Origin of the sequence: Bacillus sp. FSL K6-1218 (genome assembly GCF_038006445.1) — a bacterium.
GTDB classification, from domain to species: domain Bacteria; phylum Bacillota; class Bacilli; order Bacillales; family Bacillaceae_G; genus Bacillus_A; species Bacillus_A thuringiensis_S.
Map to the genome: position 1 here is coordinate 306,569 of NZ_JBBOVE010000002.1, position 21,819 is coordinate 328,387.

Here is a 21,819-nt window from a genome sequence, read left to right on the forward strand (position 1 = left end):
ACATTATGATTTCATACTTAAGCTGTGTATTGTTCAACAACAAACCCAACATCTGCATTAACTCGGAAGTCATCCGCTTGTTTTCCAACAGCTTCCCACTGCATAATAGCCAATTCAACTCCAAGATCAGCAAATTCTGGATCATCATGAATATCTTCCATCACAATTTTGGAAAGTTCATCAAGATCACTATGAAGAGAATTCCAAATACCGTGAATTTTCTGTATTATAGGTAGCGCAGCAGCCATTTGCTCTTGGATTTTATCCGTGCCTGTATCAGTTTTATCAAGTAAAGACATCAGATAAACATTTCTTTGAATTATTTTATCAGATTCTTCAATTTGTTGTTTTGTAGCATCAATTCGAGCTTTTAATGCTTTACCTTTTGTACTGTCGAGAATCCCTTTTAATACAAATCCAAAAATAGGACCAAGTAACAGAGATAACCATGATTGAGATTGATAGTCCTCATACTCATCCATATACTCCTCTAAGTCTTCCCGTAATCGCTCTACCGAAGCTCTAAGTTGTTTTACTTCTTCACTATGTTCACCATATTTTTTATCATATTTGTCCTTAACCACTATTAAACTCTGATAATCATTTGCCGTATCAGTTGCAAATGTTCCAATCATCGTTGCCAATGCACCGGCATGATCACGAAATTCGGCTGCTTCCCTTGCTAGCCTCTCACAAATTTTCTTAAACATTTCTAAAGCCTCAGTATCGCCATCTATAATAGCTGGTAAATAATCGAGTAATGGTTTGTAGTAAACTTTTGCTCTCCTCGCATAATTTACAATTTCATTAGCAACTCCAAGAACTTCTCTATATGTGTTATCTGTCCAGTTTTGACAGTGATTTTTAACATTTGTATAAACCGAATATAATTCATTAAAATCGGGCATCTCGTCTGAAGATGAAAGTGCTAAAACTTTACGCATTTCGGCTTCATTCACAGGTACATATGCGCCATCTCCTGTATATTTTTGAATCGTAATCCATTCCTCTTTAGAAAGTAAAAATGGGGAATCTTCTTTACCTCCAAGATCTCTTGGAGAGATATCTCGTTTTACCATTACAATACACCCTCTCAATTATATAAAATTAATTCGCATTATTGGTAATACGTCTGCTATACGTAGCAAAACAATTAATATTTCGAACTTCAAACTTTATATAGTAAAATACAATGCAAGAGCAATAAGTAACTCATCACCTCTTAATTTCGTTATTTTAATACCCATTAAGTATAATTTACTAACTCCTAATCTAGAATTGAGAAATATATTTGTCGGTTTAATTCCTGGAGTGTTCCATTGAACTTTACGTACCTCATATAGATACTGTTAGAAATTACCATTTTAAGGATAGAAAATTATACGTTTAAGAATCAGTATTATTTTTATATTTGAGAGATATGTGAAGTGAACAGCTAATGCGGAGCTAATATAGAATTCCACTAAAAAAAGAATCAGATTACGACTGATTCTTTTTAATGTACTTTCATATTCTTTTATTACCTTATAAAGTATATTCCTCTTCAGTTCTACCATTTCGAAAACTTGACTTCACTTATTTCTCCAATTTTCCACTTAGGATGTTAGGATGGGGTGAGTATCAATTAGATTTGTTTTTGTTCATTGGGTTCTACACCTATTTATGTATAGCGTTTTGAATGTATACTTTCGTTACGTATTTTGAGGATATTAGAGGGTTCAGCTTGAATTCAATGTTTGTGAAGAACTTAATGTAAACTAATGGGTAAAAGTTTACTTTCAGTTTTTGTATAAATTTTTAAATTGTAATTTAATCCCATAGTGGCCCCTCATTCCCTGAATCGTTTCCGTACCCCTAAAAGAGAATCGGTAGATATAACCTTTGTACGTTTCTTCAAACATCTTACTCGAAATTGATCTTACATATTCGAATGTTCCATACCAGAAAATAAGTTCTTGTAGAGATTTGTCAAACACTGTACACTAAATACGTGCCGTCTTTGCCCTTCTCTTTTTAAGAGGAGGTGACAATAGAACGTGGAGAATACTAGAACCGCCCGAAAACGTTCAGAGAGAGAGAAGAAACGTAAACGTCTTTTTTCTTTTGGTACAATCGTTACAGCATTCAGTTTCCTTCGAAATGTGCATTACTTTTTCATAAAAAGTGAAGTAGGTAAGGGTATAACTGAATATGTAAGACATCTTCTTAAATAAAAAAGTGCCGCTATAAATAGCGACACAAAGCCCATTTGTAGTTATGATTGGGTTTCAAGGTGAAGTACTGACCATACTTTTATTGCACACGACCAATGCAACATCATTTTGAAGTGCAAAGACGTTGAAACCCAGCTTACTACTCTATATAGTATTGCGACATGCAGTGCTTTTATTCCTGTCTGCGTACGAAAAAAGCCTTGGTGACCAAACCAAGACTTTTCAAAAAGCTTACGACCTATCAATAGAACGAGAATCAGAACCACCCGACTTCTTGTTCGTTATAATCTGGCTTACACCCTTATTGTACTATACGTTTTTTATATTTTCAACAGTCTGCATTCCTTTCACCCAATATTCATACTTCTAATACTGAAAGTTATCTTACACGACCTCTATCCATTGAAGATTCACGTCACACTTTACATACTTCATAGAAAAGAGACGATAACATTACTATTTTTATCGTCTCTAGCTTCGTATACAATAAGAATATCCAAATACTAGGAGTGATTAGAATGACAAGTACTTTACTACTATTAGCTCTTACTTTGTGCGGAATAAGTGGGCTATTCTCCCTAATTAGGAAGCTAACTACGCCAAAACAAAATGAGGCTAAACGTTTAATTATTATCGAATCATTGTCTATATTAGGAGTTACATGGATAGGTATTGGACTATTCTTGTAACATACTTACACATTACTTTCGTTATAATTGAATAAAACTTATTATTCCGTCAATAATAGGGATAGGCATTAGCCAAAACTCATTTAAAGTCCTTAGTCTTTCCCCTTGGAGATTCCTTGATCTGGAGCAGTTAGCCTTACTAACAGCTCCTTTTTTTGCATCTGTAAAAGCATGATTTAATTTGCATACAGAATACTTTCCTATAGTAATCAGTACATGAAATTCCATGCTATATGAAGACTACCGGCGTAATGTACCAGCAACTCCTACTCGTGCATTTACTCTATTAAACTAGTTCCTATTTTCGCTTCACCTTCTCTACGAAACTCATCCCAATTCTCTATAATCCAGTTTCCAGTCATACGGATATTCATCATTATGTAGTTTTTGTAGTATGTTTTTATTTCCTTTTTACCTTTAATTCTAAGTACATATAGTATGTTTCTATTATTAAAATCTTATTAGCAAGCAGCTCTAAAGCGTGTTCCATTATACGCCATGTTGTTTAGCAAGATCTATCCCTTCTCGTTAGCGCATCTTAATTTTGTGTTCGTTTGTTTTGTAATATTAACAACAAACAGGACGCCTCCCAGATCAAGGAAGCGCCCCCGATAATTGCTATAAACTTGATCAAACTTATTTATCTGCACATTATTTATTTCTTTGCTTCCATACTCCATTATCTTTACGATAAGTATTCTTACCATCCATGAAGTCAGCTGTATTACCCGGAATGCTATATCTCTTATTCTTATTCTTTTTCTTTGCCTTCTTCTTCAGCCTTTTCTCTTCTTGAATAGCTTGCAAATCCGCCTTCCATTGTTTCAACAAATCCTTCTCACGCCGCATCGAATTTGTACCCCTTGAATTAAAATGTGAACCAAATAATTAGATTCTACCTATTATATAGATATCCTTTAATCCAATGTACCAAGTTATGTTTTTCTTTTTAAATAGACCAACAATATATTAAAATGTCCTATATATCCAAGGAGCTTTGTCATGCTCAACTTCCATAAAGAATTCCCCCTATTAGGATTCTTTTTATTTTTATACAGTTTCATCAGTACTGTCTTTTTATTACTATTTCTTAGCGTGTAGTAACAATGCAATGCGTATAAATATATGTTTAATATGTAAATTCTATAAAAGAAGTAAAAAAGCACTTCTGTTGGGTGATTAATATATACTATATATTAATATTGAATAGTCTTATTGATAGACTTTTTAAATCAGTTACTGATATGTGTATCAACCGGCCTGTGCTTCTGTACGGGATTTTTTGATGCTTTCACGCCTCGTAATACCCAGGAACCTGTCTATTAGGCAGTGCATTCTACTGGATTCCCAGATCTTAAAACAAACAAAATCCGGTCCTATTAACTATATAAAGACACCTTTACAAACATAATCCCTTATAGCTTCTATGGATTATCAACTTTTTCATGATTTTCATATTCACATTTCTGTAACATCTTTATATATCGTTTTAATATATCTCGTGTTAAACTTATAACATTCCAAGAAGTCCTTTACTTTTAGAATCGACAATTCTTCAATACCCTTAGTCTTGCCCTGCATCCCCTGCAGGGCTTTTATCATTTAGTTAGAGTTGATATAACCTTTTGTACGTTTCTTCAACCTTATCTGTGATGTTATCTCTATACCTCTAGCTCTTAAATTCTTTATGATTCACAAGATTTTCTTTCGTTCGTATTCATCTCTCTACTATTCATCCGTTATTTTCCATCCTTAATAATCTGTTTATTGATCCGTTCCATAACTTTATCCTTAGTTTGATTTTCAATAAAAACCTCTATTTTCCTAAAATTCAATCAAATATTTATAAATTTCTAACGAGTATTAATTGAAAGGAATCCCACAGCATAAAATGGAATTTATTCTCAAAAGTTATTAATTATTCTATCTGTCAAACTATTAGTTTACCTCTTCTTCATATTTTAATTGTCTTTTAACCACGATCAAACAAATAAATAAAATACACAAATAGGTAAGGAGCATTAGTATGATTATACAAGAAAAATTATCTTTTTCAGATCTAGAATCATTAGATTCAACTACAGATTCCATAATGGATGCGTTTAAAGATCTTTATGGAATACTTCCTGATGAAATTGCAGTAAATAATGAGACGTTTCCAATTCATAATAAGCCTGCTATTACTGAACGTTATAATCACGCTTGTTATAAAATGCTGGGCCCCTTTATATTTCGAGATCTTGAAAAACCTTCAATAGATGAAATAACCCTAAAGGAACAATTTGTATGTAATCCTAATAATGAAGAAAAAGAGATTGTAGTGACAATAAAAGAACAATGGGCCAATATACAATCTTGGACTTCGAAATCTATTACAGGTTTAACTTTAAAATCAGATCTTATTATCGCAGGTAAATTTCAATCGGGTAATGAATTTAATATTTCAACTTTTGTAGGCGAAAGCACTTCAAAATCAATTCATACCTCTCCTTCAATTGAACATTCTATTAAAGTACCTCCAAATACTAAAATGAAAATAGCGATGATAGGAACATTAATTACTGAGGTTCTCCATTTCCAATCAATTATAACAGTACAAGGTATGTTTGGTGCATGTTTTCCACGTATGGTTCGTGGACATTATGTTGGGTTTAAAAGTGCCGGTCACATCCTAAATAAAACATTTGGAATGATTGAAGGATCCATTAACAATACTGTACTTCAGGATATTGAAATACATATTAAAGGGATAGAACCTTATTCCTATAAACAAAAAGTGATCAAGTAGTAAAGTTATAAAACAAAAAAATATACTGTTTTTTGATTCTGTATCATATATAGATCATTAGAATAAAGAAAGGAAAAAATCTATGGCTAATAGTACTTCAAAATCATTGAATGGAGGAAAATCAATTGTCAAACAAAAATGAGTTAAGTTTTTTCATTATTAGATTAGTATTAGGGTTTACTTTTTTTGCTCATGGACTCATAAAATTTCAAGATGGCATCTATAATACAGAAAATTTCTTCAACAGCCTAGGAATATTTGATTGGCTTGCATATCCAGTAGCAATTCTTGAACTAGTGGGTGGAATTTTAGTTATTCTGGGGCTTGGTACACGAATTATTTCAACCTTATTTTCTTTACTTATGGCCGGAGCCATTATTACTGTGAAATTTGATCAAGGATTTATAGGAGGGTATGAATTTGATTTATTATTATTGGCTGTTTCTTTATTTTTTGTAGTAAATAACAGCCAATCTATTTCATTAGATAAATTCCTATCGAATCGTAATAATAAACAACAACAAACTCTATAAACATAAAGTTTCTCCTCAACACGTAAATTCTTATTTTGCGAAGAAGCTTATTTATATGAATTCCTCAATTTAGATCCGAAAAAAATAAAAAGAATCCCTTATATTTTGAAAAAGTTTTTTCAAAATATAAGGGATTTATAATTTACTTTTAAATTATTGTATAAAAAGGACTTCAACTTTTAGTTACATAAATACCTTCTTGTCTTTTTTAAAACGCTCTGTATGCATTTTCTCAGTTGTTAATACCACTTTCTGTGGAATCTTATATAATGGTAGTTTATCTTTACAGAACTCTCTTAATCGCTTTCTAAATTCACTTACACTTTCATTTGTATTTAATTTAACCACAGCCTTAACCATTTGTCCTGTGATTGCATTTTTTTCACCAACAACAGCAACCTCTTCTACTCCATCCATTAGCTGTATTACGTTTTCAACTTCAGCTGGAAATACTTTTTCTCCGCCAATATTTATAATCTCTGATTTTCTTCCTAAAATTTTAATATAATCTCCATCTACTTCCACCATATCTCCTGTCATAAGCCAGCCATCCTTGGTAAATGGACTTGGAGCATTAATATAACCAATCATTGTAGACATTGATTTGATCTGCAACATTCCATCCACAATTCTTGACTCAATATTCTCATCACTTAGTTTGATCCACAAAGAGTCATTCGATTTAGATTTCGAATATAAAACCCCATATTCTGATAACCCATACATTTGTGTAATTTTAACATGAGGGAATATTTCGTTTATTTTACTTAGTGTAGCCTCAGGCATAACTTCTGATCCATAAGAAATAGTCTGCAAACTATTTAAATTATACTTTTTATAAACCTCGCTCAGTATAAGTAAATTTATAAAAGTTGGTGATGCAGGTAAAGCTTGTACCTGATGTTTCTCAATCATGTTACATACTCGATTAGGGGTACGATCATCAATAATTACCAAACATCCTAAGCTAGAAATAATTTGGAAGAGAGTATTAACCCCTCCAATATGATCAAATAACATAAATGGTATAACACGTTTTGCACTCCTTGCGACACTGTACTTCTTTTGAAGTAATGTAAAATCATGTACAATTGCTTTACTACGTCCGGTTGTACCAGATGAAAACAATACTAATCCTGGATGTTTTAACTTTTTCAGTTGTAATAATAATTCATTTTGAATGTAATCTCTTTGTATATTGATTATTTCAAAGCTTGCGCTTTCAACTTTAATCACCTTTTCTAATTCAACTATTTCATAGTATTCTTTCTTCTTACTGTCAACCAATGAATTTAGGATCGGTACTACAGTACACCCTAATTCAATAAGCGCTAAAAACATTGCTATAGAGTATGGAGAATAATCCGCTTCCAAAGAGACTATTGTATAATCCATCTTTCTATGTTCATTTAACTCCCTTGTATAAATCTTTATTTGATTTAGAAACCACTCATATGTGTAAGTTTTATCCTCCCAAACAATAGCTTCGCATTCTTTATTCATTTCAAATCTTTCAAATAAAAAGTCAATATGCATACCTAACCTCCTTTTAAATTTTCTCCTTTAATATTTTGTTATGTTAGTGATTTTAATTGTTCCTGGCATTCTAAAATATACGCAACTAATGCTTCTATTGTTTTAAATGGGCTATTATGTTGTGACATTGTATCTAAATTCACCAAATCAACTGATAAACCCAATTCATCTTCTAAGCCTTGTTCAATACTTACCAATAGAGATACTAGCCCTAACGAATCTAAATACCCCTCCCAATCATAAAGATGTGCTTTCAAGCCTTTTTCAAGATTAATTTTATTTTCAAGATTTTCATTCACTTCTTCAACACAGCAAAATACAATTTGAATAATCTTTTCTTTATTTGTATCTTCCAAGTAAATACACTCCTTTTTATAAATCATCTTTTTACTATGAAGATTTCCTTCCGGCAATTGTAGTAGTATATAACATGAACACTAAATACACTTATTCTTCTACTGATAAAGTTTGTAAGTATACGTTGTAGCCTTACTCTACTTCTCTCAATTATCTTTTCCCTATTAAGACTGAAGACTATAATTATGTTGCAGAAGAAATAAAATATTCTCATGTAAGACACACTCTCTATTAATAATATTCATCATTATCAAATTAAAAGATTCGAGATCACTTAAGTTACTATCTTTTTTTAATAATTTAATATGTGCAATCTTATACAGTCTTTCCCATGATTGTTTTATATCCATTAACTCACTAGTAATATGAATAAATTTATCTTTAAATAACACGTTCATGTCTATAAGTAAGTCATATAAAAAATATCTACTCCATCTCATATCAAATAAACATTTCAAATACAAAGGAAACATATTTCTTTGTTTATGAAAATCTTCATTTATATTTTCTTTAAGTTCAAGGGCTGCAATCTTACCAAAATAATATATCTTATTGTTTTTTTGCATAACTAAACCTCGAACATACTCACTTGATATTTTTTTTAGTGTTCTCAAAAAAATATCTTTAAGGTTTTCCATGCTTATTTTTTCCTGTATAATCACATCAATTGATGAGTAAGATGAAATTCTTTCTATACCTTTTGCTTGAGCCAATTCAGGTATAGCTTTTCCTCCTTTCCAAAAAGAATGAAACTCCTCCATTGATATCTCACCCATAAATTTATTAGGAACTGGATCTTGAACAAATACTCTATCTTCTGTAAGTTTGTTAATTGCGAGGTAATGGTCTGTAACATATTTATCCGTATGGACATCTATATGACTTTTTATAAATTTGGGGTTCAAATAATCATTACTATATGGTAGAAAAAAGGTGCTTCCTAAGGTAATAAATACTTCTTGACGATTCAAACATTCTTTTATATATTGAAGCCCCTTTTCAAAATTAGAATATACATGTTTCTCCATACGAAATGTTTGATTATATTCTAACAACTGTGTATATCTAGCTACAGAAGGTACCGATGTGATAGTATCCATACGATATGCTGGTATACTATATAACTCTTCATTGGCTATTAAACTCATGTAACTAATGCTACCCATACTTTTTAATTTATCGTGAAGAATTGGTATATAGCATGAATAATAATAAGGGACATCAAAAGTTGGAATTAATTCTTTCATTTTCACTACAGCACTCACCCCATATTTATTTTTTTACAGCCCTATCCAGTTCTCAACAGTATAATTCAACTGTAAGTCCTTAGTAGCTTTAAATTTTCTATGTGGAATAGGTTGTCCTAATTTATCCACTTCAAAGAGCCTAAAGCCTCTTGAAAACTTAAACCTGCATGCAAGGTCCCTTGGTACTTTAAAATTACCTGCAAAACGATTTTTTTCTATTCTATCTAGTATCATGCCTACACTCATATAAATTCGTTCACCAACTGGTGTATTTTCAGGTACTTCGACTGTTACAGAAACATCTACAAATTCTGATAATGTTTCTATTACCTTATATTTTTTAGGTATCCCTTTTACACCTTGTGTTACAAAGGTAACTTCGGCTTCTCCTATTTTCTTAGGTATAATTGTTCCATCCCCCATAACCTCTAGCACGTCTGGTTTATCGACTACAAACACACCATCTAAAACACTCATTTCAAAACCACTATCGTACGTAACAATTGGATTAATTTTCACTTTCATTCCAGTTAATCCAACTACATCTCGCCCATCTAATGTAACATTAACTATATTGCCAATATCTCCAAAAAAATATATTAATGGTAGATGCATACGTTCTCCCCAGTCTTTTTCAAAATGTGCACCATTTGGATCCTGATAAAAAATTAAATCATCTCTATATTTGTAACCATTTTCCAATAAAGTTTCTGCAATATCTCTCACATGTTTTACCAAGAAAAAACCTTCCGCACTACCTATATCCATCCATATTTTTAAGTCTTTTTTCCCTTCATACATTTCATATAATTTTAATTCCGAATGATCATCTTCAACTTTCACAAAGAATGGGGATAACATCCCAATTTTCCCAAACACTTCAGGATTGCGGAAACCAATATTATAAGTTGATAAACCACCTGCTGATGACCCTATTAGAGCTGTATTTTCAGCACTAGTCAATGTTCTAAAATTTTCATCAATGTAAGGTTTCACCTCATTGATTATAAATTTTTCATATAATAACCCAGAGCATTCTATATGTTTATCTGGTGAAATGAAATGACAAAACTCATTATTTTCGATGATTCTTTTATGTGCTATACCTACTATTATTATCTCTTGAATTTTCCCTTCATAAATTAGCATATCAGTCGTCTTGTGGACATTCCATGATTCATCATTTTTTATTACTGGTTCAAACAAGCGCTGCCCAGCATGCATATATAATACAGGATACTTTTGGTACGAATTGCTTTCATAACCAGGTGGTAAATATATAAATAGTTTTCTACTATTCTCAAGTATTTCAGAATAAAAATTTTCAGTCGTAATCACTTTAGAAGCTCGTTCCATAGTAACCTCCAATTTTCTATTTTTCACTTTCATTATTACAGTTCTCTTCAAATTTCTTAGCTTAAAAACGTACCCTTTATTAACTTTTAAGAGAATTTTTCAGTAAAAGCTTTTGTTTTAGCTACCAGAATGAAATTCCCCCGATTTTAATTACAATTGTAAAAAAAAGTAGACCTAAATAGTTAAGACTCCACCAAGATAGTTTTTTCTGCAGTTTGCCACTTTACAACCACTTCTCCAGTTCCAAAACTCGGGGTCAGATACTTATGATTCTCTCCGCCTTCAATCAATAGTGTGTTATTGATCTTTCTAATAAATTTAAATTCTAGCAAGGTATCAGCCGGAACACTTATATCAAAATAACCCGTAGGAAATTGAAACATTATTTGATTGAAAAATGGCCCTACCGCTTTGCAAGGATTCATATTTCCTAATGAATATGTGTTACCCATTATAAAAACATCACAATCTGGTATTTCGTATCCATTTTCAATAACAAATCGAATACAAACTTGCTTTGTATTTAAGACCTCTACATGTTTATAGATATTACTCCTAGTTCCTGTATCTGTTACAACAGTAATTTCATATTTACCATCGTTCACTGCTGGAACTTTTACTTTTATACTAGTATGTGACCATGAAACAACTTCCGCCTCTTTTTCCTCAAATAATACTAATCCTTTTTTAGAAGTAAAACCACATCCTTCAATACAAATTATTTGACCAACTGTTGTCATTTTATGTCCCACAGTCCCTATTAAAGGTATACTATTTACTCCTTTATGGTGCCAAACATGTACTGACCCAGGTCCAAGCCATAATGAATCTATATTATTATTTTCAACTCTAATTGCTTCACCATCTAAAAGGCCATCTAGTATGTCCTTATACTTTCTAGAAGGAAGAATTGTTTTAACATCTTTTATTTCATATCCTTCTGTTAAATTTCGATTCAACGCTATTAATACCACATCACTTCCAAAGTACCTTTCATATACATAAATATCATCCGTTATATATCTTTCTTTGGTATTTCCATATGGAAGTGCATAATTTAAACTACGAAGCGAAGATAAAGATTGTATTATCTTAAAGTTATCTGTATTCACATCAAAAGATTCCATTTGACCACGATTGTTCGGATCTCCATTTCCAACCATATACTGCTCTGTCCCATAGTATACAGAAGGTATTCCCCTTGAAGTTAACAAGAATGCTAATGATTGTTCTATTCTACGTTTACTTTGTCCATTAATGTGAAAACGGTCCATATCATGATTATCAATAAAAGTAACAAGATTATTTACATCATTATAAATTTGATATGTTTCTTCAATCATTTTGTGTAACCCACGCATGGAATCCATTCCATCTCGAAAAACTTCACGTACTTTATGAGCAAAACTAAAATCTAATAAACTCATACCACTATTATTTGCAAAATGAATATTTCTATGGTCATACTCATTCGGATTGATATACCATTCACCAAAAATAAATACTGGTCTATAATTATAGATTGAATTTAGCCAACTTTTTTGCCAGCCATATGACATGTGTTTTACTGCGTCAACTCGTATACCATCTATCCCTTGGTCTAGCCATAATTTAATAGCTTCTTTAAAATACAAATCAATAGCTATATTTTGGTGATTTAGATCTGCAAGATCAAATAAATTACGATAAACTCCGTCTTCATATTCTTCAAAATCCGTCCCACCATTATGATGAAAATAATGATTGTAATCATTATCATATCCACCAAGTAACAATCCATTATCATATAATCTACCATTTTCAGCATAGGTCGCATCATCATGTAATGCAGGCGAAGTGTGATTAGGTGCAAAATCCATAATAATTTTTATATCTTTTGCATGAGCGGTTGTTATTAAGGTTTGAAAGTCTTCAAATGTCCCAAAAAAAGGATTTGTTCTTTTAAAATCACGAGCCCAATAGCCATGATATGAAGTACTTCCTACCAAATCATTTATTGGAGTAAAGATATTTTCTACCGGTTGAGATATCCATAATGACGTCACACCTAGTTTAGTAAAATAATTTGTATTTAATTTTTCAATAATCCCTATCCAATCTCCACCAAAGTATTTCTTTTTATTTTTCCTAGATTCATCATATAATTCCCCTTTGGGATTATATGATGGGCATCCGTTATGAAATCTGTCCGTTACAATTTGATATATTATATCTTTAGAAAAATTAACGTTGTTCCTATTCACCTGAAGCTTATCTTTTTCTTTCAAATGACAACCTCCATTCCATAGAAGCATTTACAAGCTATTTTCAAACGTTTAGCACTCTACCTTAAGTACTATTTGAAAAATAGTTAAAATATATTTCGCCTCCTAACTAGTAACTCATGTTTCGATTCAATTTTTCATACAAAATAATGTCTACAAGTGGGTTCTATATTTGTCCTATAAACTGTACCATTTGATTTATGTCGAAGTAAGGGAAAAAATGTCATTATATAGGGAGGGTAAATATAGAAAATTCTTACATAGAATTATGCTTGCAAAATATAGCCCCAATAAAATACATAGACAAAACATTTTTTATTTGGTAATATTCACCTGAAAATATTTGGTAAAACTTTATGCAGAGAGGAGTATTAAAAGTAAATACTAGATTATTAATAAAAATACTATTTATACTACTAATACCAATCTTATATTCCAAAATAAACTATAAAATATAAATATAGCTTCCAATCTTACAAATATTAAAAACCTAGGGAAAAGCTGTAAAGAAATTTCAAAATAATCTGGAGAAATATTTTATTTTTAAAAATCTTATATAAAAATTAAAACAATATTGTACAGTTAAAATGTTCCTCTCTAAATGCTAATTAAAATTTTCTCTATAAATTAAAGATTTACTTCTACAAATTTGATAATGCCATTAGTAGATATTTTCTAGTAATTTAATTTCATAAAAATTTAAATCGACTTACATTCTAAGATTTCTATGTTTAATTTATATTACGTTTTATTTTTCAAATATTTATGTACTTAAATCCATTTCATATCTATCGTTTTTACCTCAAAATAACAATTTTTTATATTAATATAACTCTTTTGCAATTAGATTCCATTTCATTAATCATCTAATTAACTTGATTACTAAAGTTCACCATTATTAGTTTGCAAACAAATTTTTATAAATGAGATACTTAAATTTGTGAGGTGACAATACTATGCAACAACAGGTCGAATTAGATTCCGCTCTTGCTGTTTCTTCAAAAAAGACATTATGGAAAAATCGTACATTTACTTTTGTATTTACAGGTTATACCTTATCAATGTTTGGAAATTCATTTCACAGTATTGCTTTAAACCTTTGGGTACTGCAAGCAACAGGAAGTGCCAAATTAATGTCTACAATTGCCATAACTCATATGGTCATGAGCATGTTGTTTTCTTCCATTGCAGGTACTGTTGCAGATAGGGTAGATCGTAGAAAACTAATGTGGATAACAGATATAATAAGAAGTCTTTTAATACTAAGTATCGCATTTTGTATTGCAATACCCGGTACCCCCTTTATTCTTATTATTATCTTAACCGCTCTTACTTCTTGTGCAGGATTATTTCAGTCTCCTGCCTTCCATGCTTCCTTAGTTGATATTGTAGGAAAAGACAAAGTTCAACAAGCTACTGGAGTATTAAATGTAGCAGATAACGTATCTCGTATTTCGGGGCTAGCAATAGGAGGAGTTGTAGTTGCAGCATTTGGTGGTAGCATTGCTATCTCAGTTGACGCAGTTACTTTTATGTTATCCGCTATTTTAGTGTTATTAAGTGGAAAGTTTCCTAATTCTACAAAAAAAACAGGAATCAAAAATTCATTTCAGGAGGACCTTGTTGCAGGCTTCAAGTATATATGGCAGAACCCTTTTGCTAAATCTGTTATTATACTCTCGCCTACTTTAATCACATTTTTCACTGCTTCATTAATGCTTATTCAAGTAATGTCTGTAAAAGTGTGGAAGGCAAATCCGATTGAATTTGGGATAATTGAATCTAGCATTCCAATAGGTTATATGATAGGCGCAGGCATTATTATCTTTTTTGATAATAAGTTACATCGACGGGGTTGGTGGATAATTCTTAGTATGGTTTTACTAGCTCCAATCTTTGTAGGGCTATCTTTTGCTCCATCTGTTCTTTATGCAGTACCATTAATTCTCCTCTTAGGAATACTTTTTTCATTTTGTACATTGCTTGTCAATGTGATTATTAAAGTTGAGGTAGATCCTGAGTTACAGGGAAGGACTTTTGGAACACTCGGTTCTCTTACGAGTATTGCATCACCAGTCGCTTTAGCAATTTCCTCATTTTTCGCTGACATTTATGGTTCACCATTAATCTTATTAATAAATGGGGTCTTATTATTTATTTCAGGACTAATTGTAATGTTCTTTCTTAAATCAATTAGATCATATAAATGATTCTATTTCGTTATAAAAAAATTTAAGTATCCAAACTTGAAAAATGCCGAAATTGTTAAGGATATCAACTCTTTCGGCATTTTTCCTATATCACTTAAGGAGAGATTTTTATGCCAAAGAAAATACTTATACTCGGAACCTTCCTGATAGCGGCTAGCCTTTTAGGTTGCACAGATATAGAACACAAAGATACTCTCAACAAAATAGAAGCACCCGAAAAAGAACCAGTGGATGTAAAAGAAAAAGTTGCACTTAAACATATGACAGCAGAAGAATATTTAAAAAACTATAATAACATTAAGAGTACTGTATCTAAACAAGGTATTGAAATTCTTCCATTTAATCTTGAACTAGAAAAGAAATCCAATACATATAGGTTTTATTACCCTAAAGAAGTAGATAAATCAGATCAAGATATGAAATGGGTAAGTGTCATGTTAGGAGAAAACGGAAAAGTAATTGATGGAATTATGTATACTGGCTACGCAGATATACCTACGATTAAGGCAATGATTCAAGCTACTAACATTACATGGACTAATGAATTAGATCAGTTAATTGGTTCAATAGGAAATGAAGATTTTTCAAAAACATTTGAAATTGAAAAAGTGAAACTATCTGTTAAAGGTAATTCGAAACATATTAAAGTTATGATAGATTCAATGAAATTAGATCCACCTCAATCCCTTTAAAACAAATATAGTCCCAAATTCCTATTTAATTTCTTTAATTTTACACTATATAGAAATTTATTTAGCTTTTAATAATTAAGTCTAGCTATGAGGCTATACAAAAAATCGTCAGCGCTTTTAAAAAGCAACTGACGATTCTTTATTCTCTTACATTTTCATTTGAATTGGCATCAACAATATGACTCTGTCTATTTATTTAATTCTAACTTCCAAAACATTATTCTATAATTTCAAAAAGGTTATTGCCATTATTACCACCTGGTAATATAAATTTCACATGTTGATCTGCTGGAATAGTTATATAATGATATTGATCAGGTTTAGTTAATTTGGTTGTACTTTTCCAAGTTCCTGAAGTCCAGTACGTTACTTGTGAAAAAAATGCTAGTGGCGGGAATTTCTCTGGATCGGTTGACTTATCATTTTCTGATATAATTTCAGGCTTAATTCTAATTTTCTTTCCTGCCGCATTTTTAAATTGAAAATCATAAACAATTCCATAGTTTCCTTCAAGCGTCGGGTTAGAATTTTCTAGATACCATATAGGTGCTTCGTATTCATTAATACCAACACGAGGTTGAGGATAGGCTTTACTTGTCTTTGAACCTACATAAAAGGTACTTGTTGTTACATTATCAATAACAGCATACCTTTCATCGTAATTATAATTAGCAGTTGAAGTAGTTTTATTATAATTTTTAACCTGTGTTGTTTTTATAGGATCAAAAATTTCTGATGGGCTAGAGAACTGTCCATCTGGTTTTTTCTTTGAAACAAATTGACGTAGGGTTAATTTTACGTTCGGAATAAACTTAATTTTTCCATTAACTGCAAAAGTATCTTCTACATCTTTTTCTAATATAAATACATGTCCATCTGCTGGGATAGTAATAACTTGATCATTGTTACTATTTCCATATTGAACTATAGTACTAGATGTAATGCCCATTATATCCCATGAACCATCAGAACTAACCGGATATGCTGCATTTACAGCACTATTTTTAATTCTTATAGTTTGCGGTTGGTGACCTTCATTGTGTATAGCATATCCAAATTTCAATTTACCTCCAGTATAATTTCGATTAAAAAATTCAGCACTATACGCTTGATTTGCTTCTAATATTCTTTCATTTGTGTAGTAAGCATACTTACCAGCCTCAAAGTTTGATCCCATATTTGGATTATCGTATACATCTTCAGGTGCATTTGTATATATGTACTTCGCCCCTCCTTGTTTATACTTTATTTGTGTAATCATAGAAGCCTCTACTCCCCCTGAACCAGTTACTCCTAAAAACAAAAGTGACGATAGTAAAACTGAAGTAAAAACTTTTCTGTTCAAAAATACAGCTCCCTTCCATTTATTACAACTAAATCTAGCATACGCCTTACATACAATAAATGTAAATGGAATGTATAGCTGTTGTTATTGAGAAATACTAATCCAATGAACTACCCTCGCTTTCACATCGTTTAGAAAAAGCCGTAGTTCAAATGATATATTGCATCCTTTCTTTTTAGAGTAAATAGTTGTTTTAGAAGAACACTTCCCGAAATGCTCTTAAAATTACATTCTAAATAGCGTTTTTGCTAAAATAATAGCTCTTGAAAAACCTAGACAAATTTACCAATTTATTCATCTTTAAATTCACGTTAAAATCCCTTTTGAGTACGACATAACTCAATCTTATCCAGCCCTGTAATATTTTCTGCAGGATTTCTTTTTTCAACAAGCCGTTAGTTAATTGCGCTGACTACCTCAAATATTTTGTTCACTTTTTTGATACATTTATGAAACATTCATGTGTTATCTTGAATACGTTCTTTTCTATTTATAAAACCGTGTGAGATTTACGAACACAAGAAGCTCTAGGGCTTCTTCATTTATAGTAAAGGCTCTACTATACTAAACAGGTTTTTGAAAATCTGAACACTTGTTATCCAGCAAAAATGCACCTTTTTAAACTTTTTTCGGTATCGTCTTTCTCTTCTTTTATCTAATAAAGAGATTCTTTAACTTATTCTCCTAGTTGTAGTTTTTGAGATTATTAATATTAATTACGGTACATGAAATTATTAATAATAATCTCAAATAAGAGCACATTACATTTTCTCGTTCTGTGAGATTAATCTAATGATGAAATAAAGTACAAGTCTCTAATTTAAAGAACTGGAGAACACAAAGTTCTGATGCTGTAATCGTACAAGATTCTATTACAATGGTCGATCGAAGATAAAACATTAAAGCTCTGTTCACGATCTAAACGTCCAAAATCAACAAATTCGCTACATAAAAAAAGAGGGGCGCTTGCCCCACTTAAAATTGAAATCCAATCTCATTACTATCATCTTTAGCTTTTTTCCTTACTTTAGATAGGCTTAAGATGCTTTTTTATATCCCAACTGTATACTATCTATATTATATGACTTCATAATTTGATAATATCTTGTTTCGTTTGTTGTAGAATTGAAAAATGAATCTCCTCCATCCCTAGTAAGCTGATATTTTCCCTTTTCAGTAAACTCAGCTCGTATTTTATATTTGCCTTCTTCTACCTCAAAATAGTAATGAGCTTGCCCATTTTGTAATCTAGAAACTATTTTTTCCTCAACTATTTCTTCATTTTCATTAACTAAATATAACTTTATTTCACCTATTTCTGGTGCAATTGTTTGTTCCTCAGGATCAATCCAACCATCCTCATTTTCATCAAACCAGATATAACCAGAAATAGTCCCTTTCTCTGGATCCCAAACCTTATCCATCTCTTCTGCGAATGCTAAATTTTTTGGTAAAAATAATGTAAAAATGAATAATAAAACTGACATACATGTTATAGATTTAATTGTTTTCATCAATATCATCACCCAATCCTATAATATTTAACAAGAATATATAAATATTAATAAGATATACAATATACTACAAGACTGGTTTTATTACCCAATGTTTATTATAATTGTAATAACATAAATAATTTATTAATAAGATAAATATCTAATTTAATGAATTACTAGATAAAAATTCATTCTCGTATGGTAATCCAAACTTTTTCCACTCAAGAAATCCGCCTTTTAAATTAACTACTTCCTTTATACCAGCTTTTTGTAAGATGCTAGCTGCTATAGCGGAACGCAAACCAGTTCGACATTGTAAAACTATTGGACAATCTTTCGGTATAGAATCTATCTTCTCAAATAGATTACCTAGCGTAATATGTATTGCATCATGAAGGTGTCCTTCCTCCTATTCTTTTTTACTGCATATTCTGAAAAATCATATACATCTGGACACATTTATGAATCTCCCTCCCCCGTAAATAAAGCATTGGATTGTCCATTTCATATATATCATCAATTAATTTTTTTCCTTCTTCAAATGTTAGCTCAATAAGATGACAATGATACTGTGCTTCTGCACGACAATGCAGACACTTTAATCGACACGCTCTTGTTAACTCCTATATTAAAATAAGAGAATTTTTATGAAAATCACGCTTAATCAAGATTAACCCTCCCAACAATTGATATTCTAATTGTAAATTTATTAATGAATTGATGGTGTGAGGTACGTCACAATTGAACTACACCGTTTAGAAGTGAAGAATTCCCAAGTTAAGGAATTTCGGCTTTTTAAGTTCATAAGAATATCTTAGTTTTAGTTCTATGTACCTAGCTACAATAAATACATATCAACATTTTTGTGTATTATTTCACATTGGATTGATGACTTATACCGAGCAGATAATTTAAATTATAAGTACATTCGACAATAATTGATTATTTTCTGAATTTTCTTGAAAAAGTTGTAAAATCATACCATTTTTTCTTCTATTTTGCTATGATAGTTACAATTAAATTGGATTAGGATATTTCTATAAGATGGGGGCGTATATTATGAGTGTCTCAGTAAAAGGAAATGAGCAGTTAACCTCTCTATTGAACGACTGGTATCGATCTATGCTATCTCAACAAGTTATAAAAGCTACTAATCTAAAAAAGAAAATTGATGAAAAAATTAATCAGTTAAGCATTGAACCGAATCAAGAGCATCAAGATCAAAATTTATTACTATATTACTCACTACTTGAATTTCGTTACACTGTCTTAACAGATAGCCTTGGTATTCAACAAAATAGCTTTGATGCCATCAGCGACTATGATATGCCTACAGACCATTTCCTACGCTTCTATTATCATTTTTTTAAATCCATTCACTCCACTTTTATATCAAATTATACTGAGGCAGAGGAACATTATAAACTGGCTGAAAAGATATTAGTAGACATACCAGATGAAATTGAACACGCTGAATTCTACTATAGAATTGCTACTTTTTATCACCATACCTATAACATGCTCGCTTCTATCGAATACGCAAATAAATCGAGAGCAATATTTTCAAAGTATGATGGTTATGAAGTAAAATCAGCCTTTTGTAATAGTTTGTTAGGTGGTTGCTGCATCTATTTAAAACAGTACGAACAAGCTGAAGAATATCTACAATGTGCAATTGATTTACTACAAAAAAATAAGGAAGAAGATTCCTTGTTATACGTAAAAAGTACTATGGGGTGGCTGTATTCTGATCAAAGTATGTCTACTTTAGCGATTCGTCACCTTTCAGAAGTAACAGAGAAAATCCCTACACACTTCAAGGCTATCTTCCTACAAGCTAAGGAACATTATAAATTAGGAGAACAATCGACGGCTAGCAAACTGATTGTTAAGGGATTAAAAATCTGCAGAGAAATCCATAACAAAGAGTATATATATCACTTCTTTATTTTAAAAAGATTAAATGAAAACATTCCATTGGAAGAATTAGAAAAAATCATACAAGAAGGAATCTTATACTTTGAGAAAGAAGAGCTATGGGAATATGTTGTCGAATACGCTGAATTATTTGCCACAAAATGTAGACAATTAGAGAACCACCAAAAGGTAAGTGACTATTTCCATATTTGTTATCAAGCAAGACGAAAATTAATTGAAAAAGGAGTGTTAAAATAATGAAAAAAATTAGCTTATTATTATCTGGCATTGCTTTCATTGGGGTGTTAACGTTGGGTATTTCTCAGCTTTCTAATACAGATCAGCTTGCTACTCATGGACATTATCCTGCTCCTTCATATAGTGTTAACGATTATGATGGTGCACCACAACAAATTTAATGTAAATGTATTTAAAAACCCTCCAAATGGAGGGTTTTTAAAATGGCTTATCTGCCTGTTCAATACATATAGAGAGTACATATTATACTTATTTACTATGTTATAAGATTTTTCATTTCCACTCTGTAACAAAGTTCTAGCATCCTCTTCTAGAATCTCAACTTAAATCTTAAATCCACCAATTAACTCTTGAAGTTCTTCCGCAATCTGTGCTAATTGTATTGCTGAAGAATTTATCTCTTCCATAGAAGCATGTTGTTCCTGAGATGAACCAGCTATCGTTTGCATACTTGAAGAATTCTCTTTTACAGCCATAGCTATTTGATCAATCGATGTATCGACTTTCATTGCATCAGTTGTCATTTTATTTGATAGTTCTACCATACCATGCACTTTTGATACAATATCATTTGCAGATTTTGAAATCTCATAAAAACATTGTTTTATATCATTCGCAACCTTAATTCCCGACTGTACTTCTACTCCTACTTCATTCATAGCTTTTACAGTCTCATGTACTTCTGCTTGTATTTCCTTAATTAAACTTCCAAATTTTAAATTTTGAATCATTTATTTTCTAAAAAACAATTCCACATCTTTATCAACTCGTTTTAGAATATTTAAACAATAATTTTATATACATTCCCTGTATAAATTATTCATTCTCTTTTATATAAGACCTACTTTTTTACTTCTGATAAATTCTTAAACATTGGATTATTATACACAACCCCAAAAACATGACGTATTTTGTAGA

The 21,819-nt window shown here is 31.1% G+C and carries 17 protein-coding genes and 3 pseudogenes; 8 read left to right on the forward strand and 12 right to left on the reverse strand.

Annotation, left to right across the window (positions count from 1 at the left end; genetic code table 11):
* Nucleotides 1-17: 17 nt before the first annotated feature.
* Nucleotides 18-1,097, reverse strand: coding sequence for an alpha-xenorhabdolysin family binary toxin subunit A (locus MHI26_RS29635; protein ID WP_255259165.1), 1,080 nt, complete (start codon nt 1,095-1,097; stop codon nt 18-20).
* A gap of 939 nt (nt 1,098-2,036) precedes the next feature.
* On the opposite strand from MHI26_RS29635, the gene MHI26_RS29640 reads away from it, so the two are divergent.
* A complete protein-coding gene (locus tag MHI26_RS29640) occupies nt 2,037-2,213 on the forward strand; it encodes a hypothetical protein (protein WP_176520913.1) in 177 nt (58 codons plus the stop codon).
* 518 nt (nt 2,214-2,731) lie between these two features.
* Nucleotides 2,732-2,902 carry a hypothetical protein gene (locus MHI26_RS29645; RefSeq protein WP_176520912.1) on the forward strand — a complete coding sequence of 57 codons (171 nt, stop codon included), beginning with the start codon at nt 2,732-2,734 and terminating at the stop codon, nt 2,900-2,902.
* 651 nt (nt 2,903-3,553) lie between these two features.
* On the opposite strand, the gene MHI26_RS29650 is transcribed toward MHI26_RS29645, so the two are convergent.
* A complete protein-coding gene (locus MHI26_RS29650; RefSeq protein WP_061667035.1) occupies nt 3,554-3,751 on the reverse strand; it encodes a hypothetical protein in 198 nt (65 codons plus the stop codon).
* A gap of 1,177 nt (nt 3,752-4,928) precedes the next feature.
* On the opposite strand from MHI26_RS29650, the gene MHI26_RS29655 reads away from it, so the two are divergent.
* The gene (locus MHI26_RS29655; protein ID WP_061667036.1) at nt 4,929-5,690 is read left to right on the forward strand and encodes a hypothetical protein; all 762 of its coding nucleotides are present in this window, start codon (nt 4,929-4,931) and stop codon (nt 5,688-5,690) included.
* A gap of 110 nt (nt 5,691-5,800) precedes the next feature.
* Nucleotides 5,801-6,223 (forward strand): DoxX family protein, encoded by a 423-nt coding sequence (locus MHI26_RS29660; RefSeq protein WP_061667037.1) that lies wholly within the window; start codon nt 5,801-5,803, stop codon nt 6,221-6,223.
* Between the two features lie 183 nt (nt 6,224-6,406).
* Here the strand turns inward: MHI26_RS29660 and MHI26_RS29665 are convergent, their stop codons facing one another.
* The 5 genes from MHI26_RS29665 to MHI26_RS29685 form a co-directional block, all read right to left on the reverse strand.
* On the reverse strand, nt 6,407-7,759 hold the full coding sequence (locus MHI26_RS29665; RefSeq protein ID WP_061667038.1) for an ANL family adenylate-forming protein: 1,353 nt from the start codon (nt 7,757-7,759) through the stop codon (nt 6,407-6,409).
* Nucleotides 7,760-7,797: 38 nt separating this feature from the next.
* Complete coding sequence (locus MHI26_RS29670) at nt 7,798-8,115, reverse strand: hypothetical protein (protein WP_061667039.1); 318 nt, start codon at nt 8,113-8,115, stop codon at nt 7,798-7,800.
* 165 nt (nt 8,116-8,280) lie between these two features.
* Nucleotides 8,281-9,369 (reverse strand): hypothetical protein, encoded by a 1,089-nt coding sequence (locus tag MHI26_RS29675; RefSeq protein ID WP_061667040.1) that lies wholly within the window; start codon nt 9,367-9,369, stop codon nt 8,281-8,283.
* 27 nt (nt 9,370-9,396) lie between these two features.
* Nucleotides 9,397-10,719: an alpha/beta hydrolase gene (locus MHI26_RS29680; RefSeq protein ID WP_061667041.1), complete on the reverse strand. Its 1,323-nt coding sequence runs from the start codon at nt 10,717-10,719 to the stop codon at nt 9,397-9,399.
* A gap of 182 nt (nt 10,720-10,901) precedes the next feature.
* Entirely contained in the window at nt 10,902-12,986 is a 2,085-nt protein-coding gene (locus MHI26_RS29685; RefSeq protein WP_061667042.1) for an alpha-amylase family glycosyl hydrolase, read from the reverse strand.
* Nucleotides 12,987-13,939: 953 nt separating this feature from the next.
* Here MHI26_RS29685 and MHI26_RS29690 point away from each other — a divergent pair.
* Together MHI26_RS29690 and MHI26_RS29695 are read left to right on the forward strand one after the other, a co-directional pair.
* Nucleotides 13,940-15,193, forward strand: a complete 1,254-nt coding sequence (locus MHI26_RS29690) for an MFS transporter (protein WP_061668082.1) — start codon at nt 13,940-13,942, stop codon at nt 15,191-15,193.
* 110 nt (nt 15,194-15,303) lie between these two features.
* On the forward strand, nt 15,304-15,885 hold the full coding sequence (locus MHI26_RS29695; protein WP_061668083.1) for a hypothetical protein: 582 nt from the start codon (nt 15,304-15,306) through the stop codon (nt 15,883-15,885).
* Between the two features lie 217 nt (nt 15,886-16,102).
* On the opposite strand, the gene MHI26_RS29700 is transcribed toward MHI26_RS29695, so the two are convergent.
* The 4 genes and pseudogenes from MHI26_RS29700 to MHI26_RS29715 all read right to left on the reverse strand — a co-directional run.
* Nucleotides 16,103-17,230 carry a hypothetical protein gene (locus MHI26_RS29700; RefSeq protein WP_061668084.1) on the reverse strand — a complete coding sequence of 376 codons (1,128 nt, stop codon included), beginning with the start codon at nt 17,228-17,230 and terminating at the stop codon, nt 16,103-16,105.
* A 1,037-nt stretch (nt 17,231-18,267) separates the two neighbouring features.
* Complete coding sequence (locus tag MHI26_RS29705) at nt 18,268-18,744, reverse strand: SdrD B-like domain-containing protein (protein WP_061668085.1); 477 nt, start codon at nt 18,742-18,744, stop codon at nt 18,268-18,270.
* Nucleotides 18,745-18,886: 142 nt separating this feature from the next.
* Nucleotides 18,887-19,135 (reverse strand): annotated as a pseudogene (locus MHI26_RS29710) (rhodanese-like domain-containing protein); the annotation flags it as partial.
* Nucleotides 19,132-19,409: pseudogene (locus MHI26_RS29715) on the reverse strand (radical SAM/SPASM domain-containing protein); the annotation flags it as partial. The pseudogenes MHI26_RS29715 and MHI26_RS29710, both read right to left, overlap by 4 nt.
* A 376-nt stretch (nt 19,410-19,785) precedes the next feature.
* Here MHI26_RS29715 and MHI26_RS29720 point away from each other — a divergent pair.
* Complete coding sequence (locus MHI26_RS29720) at nt 19,786-20,901, forward strand: response regulator aspartate phosphatase (protein ID WP_340809276.1); 1,116 nt, start codon at nt 19,786-19,788, stop codon at nt 20,899-20,901.
* A complete protein-coding gene (locus MHI26_RS29725) occupies nt 20,901-21,062 on the forward strand; it encodes a hypothetical protein (RefSeq protein WP_061666035.1) in 162 nt (53 codons plus the stop codon). The genes MHI26_RS29720 and MHI26_RS29725 overlap by 1 nt, the downstream gene beginning before the upstream one ends.
* Before the next feature lie 162 nt (nt 21,063-21,224).
* Here the strand turns inward: MHI26_RS29725 and MHI26_RS29730 are convergent.
* A pseudogene (locus MHI26_RS29730) lies at nt 21,225-21,623 on the reverse strand (chemotaxis protein); the annotation flags it as partial.
* Nucleotides 21,624-21,819: the final 196 nt, after the last annotated feature.

Bases quoted from the DNA above. Each gene is read 5' to 3' on its own strand.
- MHI26_RS29645 (WP_176520912.1), top strand. From the start codon at position 2,732: ATGACAAGTACTTTACTACTATTAGCTCTTACTTTGTGCGGAATAAGT.
- MHI26_RS29725 (WP_061666035.1), top strand. From the start codon at position 20,901: ATGAAAAAAATTAGCTTATTATTATCTGGCATTGCTTTCATTGGGGTG.
- MHI26_RS29665 (WP_061667038.1), bottom strand. From the start codon at position 7,759: ATGCATATTGACTTTTTATTTGAAAGATTTGAAATGAATAAAGAATGC.
- MHI26_RS29720 (WP_340809276.1), top strand. From the start codon at position 19,786: ATGAGTGTCTCAGTAAAAGGAAATGAGCAGTTAACCTCTCTATTGAAC.
- MHI26_RS29655 (WP_061667036.1), top strand. From the start codon at position 4,929: ATGATTATACAAGAAAAATTATCTTTTTCAGATCTAGAATCATTAGAT.
- MHI26_RS29705 (WP_061668085.1), bottom strand. From the start codon at position 18,744: ATGAAAACAATTAAATCTATAACATGTATGTCAGTTTTATTATTCATT.
- MHI26_RS29690 (WP_061668082.1), top strand. From the start codon at position 13,940: ATGCAACAACAGGTCGAATTAGATTCCGCTCTTGCTGTTTCTTCAAAA.
- MHI26_RS29695 (WP_061668083.1), top strand. From the start codon at position 15,304: ATGCCAAAGAAAATACTTATACTCGGAACCTTCCTGATAGCGGCTAGC.
- MHI26_RS29650 (WP_061667035.1), bottom strand. From the start codon at position 3,751: ATGCGGCGTGAGAAGGATTTGTTGAAACAATGGAAGGCGGATTTGCAA.
- MHI26_RS29660 (WP_061667037.1), top strand. From the start codon at position 5,801: ATGGAGGAAAATCAATTGTCAAACAAAAATGAGTTAAGTTTTTTCATT.
- MHI26_RS29680 (WP_061667041.1), bottom strand. From the start codon at position 10,719: ATGGAACGAGCTTCTAAAGTGATTACGACTGAAAATTTTTATTCTGAA.